Annotated in this window: 13 protein-coding genes; 7 read left to right on the top strand and 6 right to left on the bottom strand. The window is 31.2% G+C overall.

What is annotated here, in order from left to right; genetic code table 11:
* Positions 1 to 319 precede the first annotated feature (319 nt).
* Positions 320 to 679 (bottom strand): thioredoxin, encoded by a 360-nt coding sequence (gene trxA, locus BVC87_RS01275; RefSeq protein ID WP_075340525.1) that lies wholly within the window; start codon positions 677 to 679, stop codon positions 320 to 322.
* 141 nt (positions 680 to 820) lie between these two features.
* Between trxA and BVC87_RS01270 the strand changes: the two genes are divergently transcribed.
* Together BVC87_RS01270 and BVC87_RS01265 are read left to right on the top strand one after the other, a co-directional pair.
* Positions 821 to 2,974 carry a prolyl oligopeptidase family serine peptidase gene (locus tag BVC87_RS01270; RefSeq protein WP_075340524.1) on the top strand — a complete coding sequence of 718 codons (2,154 nt, stop codon included), beginning with the start codon at positions 821 to 823 and terminating at the stop codon, positions 2,972 to 2,974.
* A gap of 15 nt (positions 2,975 to 2,989) precedes the next feature.
* Positions 2,990 to 5,080, top strand: coding sequence for a M13 family metallopeptidase (locus BVC87_RS01265; protein WP_075340523.1), 2,091 nt, complete (start codon positions 2,990 to 2,992; stop codon positions 5,078 to 5,080).
* A gap of 55 nt (positions 5,081 to 5,135) precedes the next feature.
* On the opposite strand, the gene BVC87_RS01260 is transcribed toward BVC87_RS01265, so the two are convergent.
* Genes BVC87_RS01260 through BVC87_RS01250 form a run of 3 tightly spaced genes read right to left on the bottom strand, consistent with a single transcriptional unit; the run spans position 5,136 to position 6,333 of the window.
* Positions 5,136 to 5,354 (bottom strand): hypothetical protein, encoded by a 219-nt coding sequence (locus tag BVC87_RS01260; protein ID WP_075340522.1) that lies wholly within the window; start codon positions 5,352 to 5,354, stop codon positions 5,136 to 5,138.
* Between the two features lie 12 nt (positions 5,355 to 5,366).
* Positions 5,367 to 5,792 (bottom strand): hypothetical protein, encoded by a 426-nt coding sequence (locus tag BVC87_RS01255; protein ID WP_075340521.1) that lies wholly within the window; start codon positions 5,790 to 5,792, stop codon positions 5,367 to 5,369.
* Positions 5,793 to 5,796: 4 nt separating this feature from the next.
* On the bottom strand, positions 5,797 to 6,333 hold the full coding sequence (locus BVC87_RS01250; RefSeq protein ID WP_075340520.1) for an RNA polymerase sigma factor: 537 nt from the start codon (positions 6,331 to 6,333) through the stop codon (positions 5,797 to 5,799).
* 134 nt (positions 6,334 to 6,467) lie between these two features.
* Between BVC87_RS01250 and BVC87_RS01245 the strand changes: the two genes are divergently transcribed.
* Positions 6,468 to 7,400: an ABC transporter ATP-binding protein gene (locus tag BVC87_RS01245; RefSeq protein ID WP_075340519.1), complete on the top strand. Its 933-nt coding sequence runs from the start codon at positions 6,468 to 6,470 to the stop codon at positions 7,398 to 7,400.
* Here the strand turns inward: BVC87_RS01245 and BVC87_RS01240 are convergent.
* Together BVC87_RS01240 and BVC87_RS01235 are read right to left on the bottom strand one after the other, a co-directional pair.
* On the bottom strand, positions 7,384 to 7,833 hold the full coding sequence (locus BVC87_RS01240) for a GreA/GreB family elongation factor (RefSeq protein ID WP_075340518.1): 450 nt from the start codon (positions 7,831 to 7,833) through the stop codon (positions 7,384 to 7,386). The two genes, BVC87_RS01245 and BVC87_RS01240, sit on opposite strands and share 17 nt — an antisense overlap.
* The gene (locus tag BVC87_RS01235; RefSeq protein ID WP_075340517.1) at positions 7,830 to 8,939 is read right to left on the bottom strand and encodes an NAD(P)/FAD-dependent oxidoreductase; all 1,110 of its coding nucleotides are present in this window, start codon (positions 8,937 to 8,939) and stop codon (positions 7,830 to 7,832) included. The genes BVC87_RS01240 and BVC87_RS01235 overlap by 4 nt, the downstream gene beginning before the upstream one ends.
* Positions 8,940 to 9,017: 78 nt before the next feature.
* Here BVC87_RS01235 and BVC87_RS01230 point away from each other — a divergent pair, with 78 nt between their 5' ends.
* The 4 genes from BVC87_RS01230 (at position 9,018) to BVC87_RS01215 (ending at position 12,240) form a co-directional block, all read left to right on the top strand.
* Positions 9,018 to 9,455, top strand: a complete 438-nt coding sequence (locus BVC87_RS01230) for a hypothetical protein (protein ID WP_143569685.1) — start codon at positions 9,018 to 9,020, stop codon at positions 9,453 to 9,455.
* A 102-nt stretch (positions 9,456 to 9,557) separates the two neighbouring features.
* The gene (locus BVC87_RS01225) at positions 9,558 to 10,490 is read left to right on the top strand and encodes a hypothetical protein (protein WP_075340515.1); all 933 of its coding nucleotides are present in this window, start codon (positions 9,558 to 9,560) and stop codon (positions 10,488 to 10,490) included.
* 132 nt (positions 10,491 to 10,622) lie between these two features.
* Positions 10,623 to 11,378: an SDR family NAD(P)-dependent oxidoreductase gene (locus BVC87_RS01220; protein WP_075340514.1), complete on the top strand. Its 756-nt coding sequence runs from the start codon at positions 10,623 to 10,625 to the stop codon at positions 11,376 to 11,378.
* Complete coding sequence (locus tag BVC87_RS01215) at positions 11,368 to 12,240, top strand: aldo/keto reductase (RefSeq protein WP_075340513.1); 873 nt, start codon at positions 11,368 to 11,370, stop codon at positions 12,238 to 12,240. The genes BVC87_RS01220 and BVC87_RS01215 overlap by 11 nt, the downstream gene beginning before the upstream one ends.

The raw sequence follows: 12,240 nt of genomic DNA, 5'->3' as shown, positions 1-12,240 counted from the left end.
TCTTAGGTGTTAAGAAGAGTGTTGATTACGTTTTTGTTTTAGGAAAATTTGAAAAAAAAATGAGATAAAAATAGAACATTTAAAAAAATAAAAAAGCAACGTCTGAGAAACGTTGCTTTTGATTCCATAATTCGAATAATCCCCAATATTACGATTTATGATTGTGTAAATGTTGAATACATAAAAGTACGCTGCAAATATACATAGTTTAAGTAAGTTTAAATTTATTTTTTGTATAAATGGTTTGATTTTTTGTGTATTTGGTATTTTAACGACAAAAAAAATGAGATTAAGGGATAATTCTTGATGTAAAAAGGTGTTATTTTGAGACTTTTAACACATCTTGAATAATTTTTTCTATTTGTGGTTTTGGAAGTGCTCCATTAGCCATTTGAGGATCTTCACCTATAGGGCAAAAGAGCATAGAAGGAATACTTCTAATACCAAAAATTGCAGATAATTCTTGTTCAGCTTCGGTGTCTACTTTATAAATTTTTATTTTATCTTTATATTCTTCGCTTAATTGTTCTAAAACTGGAGCAAGCATTTTACAAGGTCCGCACCAATCTGCATAAAAGTCAATAATAGCAGGAATGTCTCCTGAAAAATTCCATTCTTTATTTTTTTCATAGTTAAAGACTTTTTCTAAAAAAGCGTCTTTTGATAATAATTCTGTCATGTGTCTTGTTTGTGATTATTTGGTTAGACGAAAAAGTAAGTAAAAATTACAATTTAGGAACATTTATGTTAAAAAGCTCTTAAATTGTAACAGTCATTGTTTTTTTCGTCTAATTTTGAGACTACTAAATCCAACTAAACAATGAAACAAATCATATCATTAGTATTGTTTGCTATATTCTTTATAGCTTGCAAAACTGAAAAACCAAACAATAGTATTACAGTGGAATACCCCAAAACAGAAAAAAAACCTGTTATAGATGAGTATTTTGGTGCAAAGGTTACAGATAATTATAGATGGTTAGAAGATGATAGAAGTGCAGAAACAGAAGCATGGGTTAAATCTGAAAACCAAGTAACATTTGACTACTTAAGTAAAATACCGTATAGAGAACAGTTAAAAAATAGATTGTCTGAATTATGGAACTTTGAAAAAGTAAGTGTTCCTTTTGAAGAAGGAGATTATACTTACTTTTATAAAAATGATGGTTTACAAAATCATTATGTATTGTACAGAAAAAAGGGAGAAGGAGACGAGGAAGTTTTCTTAGATCCGAATGGTTTTGCCGAAGATGGTACTACTTCTTTAAGTACCGTAAGTTTTTCTAAAGATGGAAATACTGTAGCTTATGCAATTTCTGAAGGAGGTAGTGATTGGAGAAAGATCATTATAATGGATGTAAAATCCAAAGAAATAAAAGAAGATACTTTAGTAGATGTTAAGTTTTCGGGAATTTCTTGGAAGGGTAATGAAGGTTTTTATTATTCGAGTTATGATAAGCCTAAAGGAAGTGAACTTTCCGCAAAAACAGATCAGCATAAATTATATTACCACAAACTTGGTACAGCTCAGAAAACCGATCAGGTAATTTTTGGTGGTAAAAAAGAAGAAAAGCACAGATATGTTAGTGGAAGTGTTACTGAAGATGACAACTATTTAGTTATTACTGCTTCAACTTCAACATCAGGAAATAAGTTATTTATAAAGGACTTATCTAAACCCAATAGTGAATTGGTAACTATTTCTGATAATTTTGATAGTGATACTTACGTAATAGACAATCAGGGGTCTAAATTGTATTTAGTAACAAACTTAAATGCACCTAATCAAAAAATTGTTACTACAGATGTTTCTAATCCGTCACCAGAAAATTGGAAAGACTTTATAGCTGAAACAGAGAATGTATTAAGGCCTTCTATAGGAGGGGGTTATTTTTTTACGGAATACATGGTTGATGCTGTATCTAAAGTTTTACAATATGATTATAATGGAAAATTAATACGTGAAATTAAACTTCCTGGGGTAGGTTCTGCAGGAGGATTTAGAGGAAAGAAAGAGGCTAAAGATTTATACTTTTCTTTTACAAACTATAAAACACCAGGATCTTCTTTTAAGCTTAACACAGAGGATGGAACTTATAAAAAGTATTGGGAGCCGAACATAGCGTTTAATCCTAATGATTATGAAAGTAAGCAAGTTTTTTATACATCTAAAGATGGAACTAAAGTTCCTATGATTATTACATATAAGAAAGGAATTGAATTAAATGGTAAAAATCCAACTATTTTATATGGTTATGGAGGTTTCAATATCAGCTTAACTCCGAGTTTTAATGTAGCTAATGCTGTTTGGATGGAACAAGGAGGAGTTTATGCAGTTCCAAATTTAAGAGGAGGGGGAGAGTATGGTAAAAAATGGCATGTGGCAGGAACAAAAATGCAAAAGCAAAATGTTTTTGACGATTTTATTGCTGCAGCTGAATATTTAATTGCTGAAAAATATACTTCTTCAGATTACTTAGCTATCAGAGGAGGTTCTAACGGAGGACTTTTAGTGGGGGCTACAATGACACAACGTCCAGATTTAATGAAGGTAGCATTACCAGCTGTTGGAGTGCTAGATATGTTACGTTATCATACATTTACTGCTGGAGCAGGTTGGGCTTATGACTATGGTACTGCTGAGGATACTAAAGAAATGTTTGAGTATTTAAAAGGATATTCACCAGTACATAATGTTAAAGAGGGAGTATCTTATCCTGCAGCTATGGTGACTACCGGAGATCATGATGATAGAGTTGTACCAGCGCATAGCTTTAAATTTGCTGCGGAATTACAAGATAAACATAAAGGAACTAATCCTGTATTAATTAGAATTGAAACTAATGCAGGTCATGGTGCTGGAACACCAGTTGCCAAAACAATAGAACAATTTGCCGATATCTTCGGTTTTACATTGTTTAACATGGGATTTGATAAGTTACCAAACCCAACACAAGAAAAAATTAAACTGTAATCAAATTAATAAAAGATGAAAAATCTTAAAAAAGTAGTATTTACCGCAGCATTGGCTTCTTTAGCAATAGTTAGCTGTAAAACGGAATCTAAGACTGATGCTGTAGAAAAGATTCCAGGGATTGTATTAGAAAATATGGATACTTCTGTAAAGCCTTCTGATGATTTCTTTAGATATGTAAACGGAAGTTGGTTTGATAAAACAGAAATACCAGCGGATAGAACTTCTTGGGGAGGTTTTGGTGAGTTACGTAAAAAAACTGATGCAGATGTATTAGCTATTTTAGGGGATGCTATCAAAGAAGGAAACTTTCCAAAAATAAAAGATGGACAAGGAAACGAGATTGACAGCGATCAAGAAAAGGCAGTAAATTATTACGAGAGTATTATGGATACAGTAGCTCGTAATCAGCAAGGAATTGCTCCTTTGAAACCTTATTTAGCTAAAATTAACGAGATAAAAACAAAGAAAGATGTACAAAACTACATTACTCAAATGGCACCTTATGGAGGAGGAGCTTTTTATGGTATAGGTGTTTTTAATGATTTGAAGAATAGTAATATGAATGCTGGATATTTAGGTGCAGCACAATTAGGATTATCTCGTGATTATTATGTAGATGAAGATGATGATACCAAAGGAAAACTAAAAAAATACGAAGGTTTTGTAGCTAAAATGTTTGGAAAACTTGGTGATGATGAAGCTACTGCAGCTAAAAATGCTGCTACCGTTGTAAGCCTTGAAAGTAGTTTAGCAAAGCCGATGATGACTAAAGAGGATAGGAGAGATGCAAGAAAGATGTATAACCCAATGTCGGTTGAAGAATTACAAACTTTAGTTCCAGTAGTTGATTGGAATGCGCATTTAAAAGGAATTGGTATCGAAAATATTGATAAAGTAATTGTTACTGATCCAAATTACTTTAAAGCAATGAATGATATTTTTACTCAACGTTCTATAGAAGATATTAAAACATTGTTACGTTGGAATGCTATTAACGGAGCAGCAAGATTATTAAGTACTGATTTAGAAAAAGCGAATTGGGAATTTTATAGTAGAGATTTAAGAGGAGCTAAAAAGCAAAGGCCACGTAATGAAAGAGCTTTAGCTTCAGTAAATGGTTCAATAGGTGAGGCAATTGGGAAATTATATGTAGATAAAAAATTCCCGCCAGAAGCAAAACAGAAAGCTAAAGAAATGATTGATAATGTACTTTTAGGTTTCGAAAAGCGTATTAATGGTTTAACGTGGATGAGTGATTCTACTAAGAAAAAAGCATTAGAAAAACTGAATAGATTAACGGTTAAAATTGCGTATCCTGATAAATGGAAAGACTATACAGCATTACAAGTAAAAGGAATAAAAGAAGGAGGTAGTTACTTTGAAAATGCTATTAATGTTACAAAATGGAATTATGAAGAGGATATCGCTAAGATAGGGAAGCCTGTAGATAGAACTGAGTGGGGAATGTCTCCTCAAACAGTGAACGCTTATTTTAACCCTGTAAATAATGAAATCGTATTCCCAGCAGCTATTTTACAACCACCATTTTATAATTATCAAGCAGATGAGGCAGTAAATTATGGTGGTATTGGAGCTGTAATTGGTCATGAAATTTCTCACTGTTTTGATGATTCTGGTGCTCGTTTTGATGCTGATGGAAATTTAAATAACTGGTGGACTGAGGAAGACTCAAAGAAGTTTGCTGAAGAAGGTAAAGCTTTAATCGGGCAATTTGATGCATTAATTGCAATAGATAGTGTACATGTTAATGGAACATTTACATTAGGAGAAAATATAGGTGATTTAGGAGGTGTAAATTCTGCATATGAAGGGTTACAAGTTTTCTTAGCAAAAAATGGTCGTCCAGAAAAAATTGATGGATTCACACCAGAACAACGTTTCTTCCTTTCATGGGGAACAATCTGGAGAACAAAGGCGCGTCCAGAAGCAATTAAAAATCAAATAAAAACTGATCCGCATTCTCCTGGAAAATTTAGAGCTTATATGCCATTAAAAAATGTAGATGCTTTTTATGAAGCGTTTGACATTAAAGAAGGAGATAAAATGTATTTAAAGCCAGAAGAAAGAGTTAGAATTTGGTAAAAACAATACAGAGATATTATTTTGTAAGCCGACATAATTTATGTCGGCTTTTTTATTAATCAGCTAACTCTTCACAGTTAAAACCTTTGTTTATTACTTGATGAGTTAAATAAGTTTTACTTACCGTATCTTCAGCTTCAATTCTTAATACATTATCTATATCTTCTAAATCGATACTTACATCAATAATATTATTATTGTTATTGAATATGGAATTGATAGAATCTACTTTTGCTGGGGTATCAATATCTGTTTTAAAGATGAATAGTTTCATAACGTTTATCTATTAATGTTCAGTAGTTTCGTTGTTTTTTTCATGGTTAATCCTTTCAATGTATTTCTCAAAAGCTTCGCTTCCTTCTTCTTGCCAAAATTGCTCGTAATAATCCCATTCCTTAATATGGTTTTTATCACAGAAAGATCTTAATTTGTGCTTTATCTTACTTTTAGAAGGTTTTTTGGGGTGGTTTTTATGTCCATTTCCTCCGGAGGTGAATAAAATTTTTGATAAAATAAATAAGCCTACAGCTTGCCAATAACCAACTTCTGGTAATCCGAAAATTTCAGGCATTAAACTATTCCATAACCACATGATGATAAATCCAAAAAGAATAGCTAAACCAATTACCATAATAATACCGAGTATAATTTTTGCGATAAATACACCAGCGGCACCTTCTTCTCTGTGTTGTTTTTTAAAATAATGCTCCATTTGTTTAATTTTTTATTTTGTTATTTTTTAAGTTCTTTAATAGTATTCCTAAGGCTCTATGCCTTCTAGACATCAGAGTTCCTTTAGATATTCCTGTGCTTTCGGATAACTCTTTATAAGTGTATCCTTGTAAATCAATAGCGATAATTACATCCCTATATACTTGCTTTAGATTTAAAATGCTTTGCTTAAGCTGTTCTTCTAGTTTTTTTGAGTATAAGATGTCATCTAAGTTTTCTTCTACAACTTCTTTAAGATTTTTATGATGTATTTCATCAATAGTGTAGTTACTGTATTTCTTTTTTCTTCTAAGGTCAATGATCTTATTTTTTAATGATCGATATACAAAACTGGCTACATTATTAATAGGGGAATATCCGTTAGCTCCAGAAAATAATTTAAGTGCAACATCCTGAATAATATCTTCTGCATTCTGATCAATACTTTCTCGAATCCTAACTTTTACATAAGATGTAAGAGCGTTATATTCCGTATTAAAAAATGCTTTTAACTTTTTATTATTTTCAGTTTGTTGATTCATTTACGAGCTTTTGAGTCGCTTCTTACTTATAAAGACGATAATCTTTCTATTGATTGCATTTTTTTTAATCTTTATGAAATAATATATGATGAAACCTATACAGTAATAAGTATTGCTTTGTTTATTTTTGTTTCATGCTAGTAGTAAATAATATCTCTTTTTCTTACCCTGATAATAAGCAAACCCTCAAGAATATTAGTTTTTCATTATCACCTGGAGAACATTTAAGTATTATGGGAGAAAGTGGATGCGGAAAATCTACGTTACTGAAAATTATCTATGGGCTATTAGATCTTAACAAAGGTGATATTTTTTGGAAAGATCAACAGGTTTTGGGACCAGCGTTTCATTTAGTGCCAGGTATGGATTTTTTTAAATATGTACCTCAAGATTTTGACCTGATGCCATTTATTACGGTTGCTGAAAATATTTCTAAATATCTGTCGCGTTTTTTTCCTGAAGAGGCTCAACGAAGAACAGAAGAGTTATTGGAAGTGATAGAAATGAAGGAGTACGCAAATAGTAAAGTGAAAAATTTAAGTGGAGGTCAACAACAACGAGTTGCCATAGCAAAATCATTAGCTAGAGAACCAGAACTATTATTGCTAGATGAACCGTTTAGTCAGATAGATAACTTTAAAAAGAATTCTTTAAGAAGAAAGTTATTCCATTATTTAAAAGAAAAAAACATAGCTTGTATTGTGGCTACTCATGATGGAAGTGATGCGCTATCTTTTTCAGATCAATTAATTGTAATTAAAGATCATACAATTCTTTCACAGGGAAATCCAATCGAGATATATAAAGAACTTACACATAAATACGTAGCATCTCTTTTTGATGATGTAAATGAACTGATCCTAGATGGAAATAAAAGATTAGTATATCCTCATCAAATACAAATTGTTGAAAATTCCGAAATAGAAGCTATAGTTAGAAATAACTATTTTAAAGGTTTTTATTGGTTAATAGAGGTTGAATTAGAGAATGAAAGCTATTTTTTAAGCCATACAAATTCTATTCTGTTAGATACTAAAGTATACTTGAATATTACTGAATTGAGCTGATTTTAATTGAATTTCCATTAAAATTAATACGATCTCCTTTTCGTTTTCCTAGTAATAGTTTTCCTATAGGAGAAGCACTTGAAATAACAAAATAAGAGGTTTGATCAACTACTATTTGTCCTATGCTAATGGCTAAAAAATAGTTTGCTTTTTCTGTGTAAATAATACTTCCAATACGAGCAAAATCTGAGGGTTTAGAAATATCCATTTTATGTAATGTTTCACTCATTTTTTCAACATTTTGAATCTGTTGACCGGCTTTTTCCATTTCTAATTGAAGCATTGCTCTTCCAGTTTCGTGTTTGTCTCCAGCAGAACTTTTAGTTTCTGATAACAGTGCTTTTTTATTGGAAGTTATAATATCCTCAATAGTCTTTCGTCTTTTTTCAACATACAAAAGACATTCTTTAAATAATTCCTCTTTTATGTTCATATTAAATCAGCTAATTCCTTACCGACTAAACTGCCAATGGCTACTCCCATTCCACCTAATCTAACTCCACAATATACATTTTCGGAAATCCTTTTAACGATGCTTTTTTTCTGATTGCCTACTCCCATAATTCCACTCCATCTATACGCTATCTCAACGGTAGTGTTAGGTAAAATAGTAGTTTTTAATAATTCTTCTAATTTAGATTGTACAAGATCTGTTAGCTCAAAAGATGTCGTTTCTTCAGTTTTAAAATCCAAATTTCTACCACCTCCTAATAAAATACGGTCATCAATATTTCTGAAATAATAATATCCTTCATCTAAATGAAAAGTTCCTTTAATATGAAGGTTTCTAATCGGCTTAGTGATTAATACTTGTGCTCTTGCAGGAACAACATTTTCTTCTATCAAATCTTTTGAAAAACCATTAGTAGCAATACATACTTTTCGGGCTTTGAATTCAATTAGATCAGTTGTAACTGAAACGGAATTAGTAAGCTCTTCTATTTGGTGTACAGTAATGTTATTGATAATTTTTATACCTGCTGCTTGCACTTTTTTAACAAGCTGTTGCATCATTTTCCCAGTATCAATTTGGCCTTCAAATTGATTGACAATATAGTTCTCTTCAATATTTTGAAAGTTAAAACTATTTTGATGTTCAGAAAAAACAGGAGCTTTAAAAATAGGAGTTAATAAGGAATTTATATATTGTTTTTGGGCTAAACAGACTTCATACAGTTCAGCGTTGTTAAATAATTCAAACCCTTTGTTTGCTTGAAAATCAATATTGGAATCACCTAAGTTTTGTCGAAGTAATTGCAGTCCTTTCCATCTTTTTTTCACTAGGTGAACTACTTCTTCTTCAGAATGATTTTGCAAATCTTTCACGAGTTCAGAAATACTTCCGAAACAAGCAAAACCCGCATTTTTTGTACTAGCCCCTTGAGGGAGAATACCTTTTTCTAGAATAACTATTTTAGCTTTTGGGAAGCGATTTCTTAATTGTAAAGCACAATTTAATCCCACAATACCGCTACCAATAATAGTATAATCAATATTGCTAAACCATTCTTTAATTTCCCAATAACTTAAACTTACCATGAGGTTAAAACTATGAAAAAGTTTACTATAAATTTGTACATTGGTATAATACTTGAAAATCTAATTAAAAAGAATACAATGAAAGTAATTAAAGCAGTACTATTTTTAGTATTAAGTTTTATAGTTATGAGCTGTGCTAGTTTTAAATTTGAAAGCAATCCACCTTTTACTATTATCTCTGCGTTTACAACAAGTGATAATGGTGAAAGAATTATTGAAATTGAATATACCTCTGATAAAGAGATTACTTTTGAGAAGATGTATTATTTAGATGAAACTGCTGAAGTAGCTTACGATGAATCTAGTGAAAGTAAGAAGATCTTGGCATCATTTTCTCAACAAACCTTTTCTGATGTTATTTTAGATAGCGATCCTCTAAAAGAATTTGGAAATAAACCGAAAGTACCAAAAGAAAAAATCCCTTTTAGATTAGAAGGAGGTGAAGTTGCGATAAGTTATAAAGAAGGAGAGCAAACGATGTATTATAAAATTGAGAAGGTTACGAAAATTGAATAAATAGTAATAAAAATAGATAGTAGAAATGAATCACTTTTTAGTGGTTCATTTTTTTTGGCACGCATTTTGAAATCTATTTATCGTAACCAAAACAGATATTATATGAAAACGATAAAATTACTTTTAGGAATACTAGTTTCAATAACAACACTGAGTTCTTGTGTAGTAGCTAATAATGAATTACCAGCAGCGAATTTTATTCCTACAGAAGAAATAGTTTCAGGTTATGATTTATGGTATGTAGATATTCATAGAACCCAAGGAACAGCAGATATCCCATTTTTATCAAAAGCATTTACAGTGTCATTTTTAAATGGAAGTATGTATGCTAATAACAATATTGTAGATATAGGTAGAACAGGAGATGGTTTAGGAATACGAGTTGGAAGTTATAGAACTTTTGATGATGGTGTTATAGAAACCTTTCATACTAGGGACGGTGATTACAGTTTTGAAGTAATTGAACTTAGTAATAATGAAATTAGATTAGACGATTTAAGAAGAAATGTAAGCTATTATTTAGTAGGTTATCAAGCTAATGATTTTGATTATGATAGATTGTTTTATGATAATATTGAATTCTTCTTGCAAGAGTATATAGCTTGGGAAAGAACAGGAACAAGAGATGGAGTAGCTAATCCGTTTGATGATGAACATTTTTTACAATTTACGCCAGAAAATATAACAACATTTTATTCTTCTCATGATTCATTTGGCACAGATATTGATTTGATTCAGTGGGACTTTGTAGGAGGGTATACCATAGATAATATTACAGGTTTTGATAATCTTAAGTTTTTAACACTAAATTATGATAACGGTGATACTGAGGAGTTTGAGTTAAGCGTTCTAAATGATGGACAGATAGAGTTGTTCCATTTGAGTACAAAAACAAAGTACGAATTTACAGGTAGAGGATACGTACAAATTCTAAAAGGAGGAAAAAATAAAACTTCTACAAAACCAGTAAGGAATGCAGATAGAATTCGTACTAAAGTTAAAAGAAAAGAAATTACAAGAAAAGTATTAAAATAAAGTTTGGTTAGTTGATTTTTGGTTGGTTATTTCTATAACCAATTAGAGAAGCCGCCCGCTAGGGCGGTTTTCTTTATTTTATAACATAAGATTTACATTAAATATTTTACCTTTATAAAAACATTATAATTTATGCCTACAGTTTTTATTACTGGTGCTACTTCGGGTATCGGTGAAGCATGTGCTCATCTATTTGCTAAGAATAAATTTAATTTGATATTATGTGGCCGTCGTGAAGAAAAGTTAACAAAGCTTAAGAGTAAGTTATCTAAGCAGACAGCCGTACATACATTACAGTTTGATGTACGTTTTAAAGAAGAGGTTTTTAAAGCTATAGATAGTATTCCAGAGAATTTTAAAGATATAGACGTTTTAATTAATAATGCAGGAAATGCACATGGATTACATTCCATCCAAGAAGGAAGTTTGGAAGATTGGGATGCTATGATTGATGGAAATGTAAAAGGTTTGCTATATGTTTCAAAAGCAATTTTACCTATCATGATAGCTAAAAGCTCAGGTTTTATTGTGAATATAGGCTCTATAGCTGGAAAAGAAGTGTATCCAAACGGAAATGTATATTGTGCTTCTAAATTTGCGGTAAACGCTTTAAATAAAGCTATGCGATTAGATTTAAATAAACACAATATACGAGTAAGCGGAGTCCATCCAGGATTAGTAGCAACAGAATTCTCAGAAGTACGATTTAAAGGAGATACAGAGAGAGCAGAAAAAGTATATCAAGGTTATAAAGCACTTCAGGCTGAAGATATTGCAGATATTATATATTTTGTGGTAAGTCGTCCATACCATGTAAATATTGAAGATCTTGTGGTATATCCAACAGCACAGGCCAGTGCTACAATTTTAAACAAAGATGAAAACTAAATTATCAGATATTATAATAGGGTGTATGAATTGGGGAGTATGGGGAAAAAACTATTCTACCCAAGAAATGACAGACTTAATACACTTTTGTATTGAAGAAGGAAATACAACTTTTGATCATGCAGATATTTACGGTGGATATACTACCGAAGCAGAGTTTGGAGAAGCTTTTGTAAAAAGTGGTGTAGAAAGAGAACAAATTCAATTAATTTCTAAATGTGGAATCCAATACATAACGGAAACAAGAACTAAAAATAGAGTTAAGCATTATAATTATTCAAAAGAGTATATTATTTGGAGTGTAGAAGAGTCGCTTAAGAATTTGAAGACAGATTATTTAGATGTACTATTACTACATAGACCAAGTCCGTTAATGGAACCTGATGAAATTGCAGAAGCGATACTACAGTTACAAGCAGAAGGGAAAATTTTAGATTTCGGAGTTTCAAATTTTAATGCTTCACAAATGGAGTTACTAGCTGATAAAATTACATTAAATTATAATCAGTTGGAATTTTCATTGATCCAAAATTCAGCAATCGATCATGGAACATTAGATTATTTGTTGAAGAATGATATGAAAGTGATGAGTTGGAGCCCTTTAGGAGGTTTTTTCAATTTAGAGGGAGAACAAGCTGAGCGAGTGAGAGAAGTATTGCAAATACTATCTAAAAAGTATGATGCGACTCATGATCAATTACTCTTAGCATGGATTCTAAAGCATCCAAGTAATGTAATTCCTGTTATTGGAACTTCGAATAAAAACCGGATACAAACCTCAAATTTGGCTAGAAAAATTGATTTAGACCTACAAGATTGGTTCATTCTATATGAAGCAAGTAGAGGTCATAAAGTAGCTTAA

Origin of the sequence: Tenacibaculum agarivorans (assembly GCF_001936575.1) — a bacterium.
Lineage (GTDB): Bacteria > Bacteroidota > Bacteroidia > Flavobacteriales > Flavobacteriaceae > Polaribacter > Polaribacter agarivorans.
This window is presented reverse-complemented; position numbering and strand designations above follow the sequence as displayed.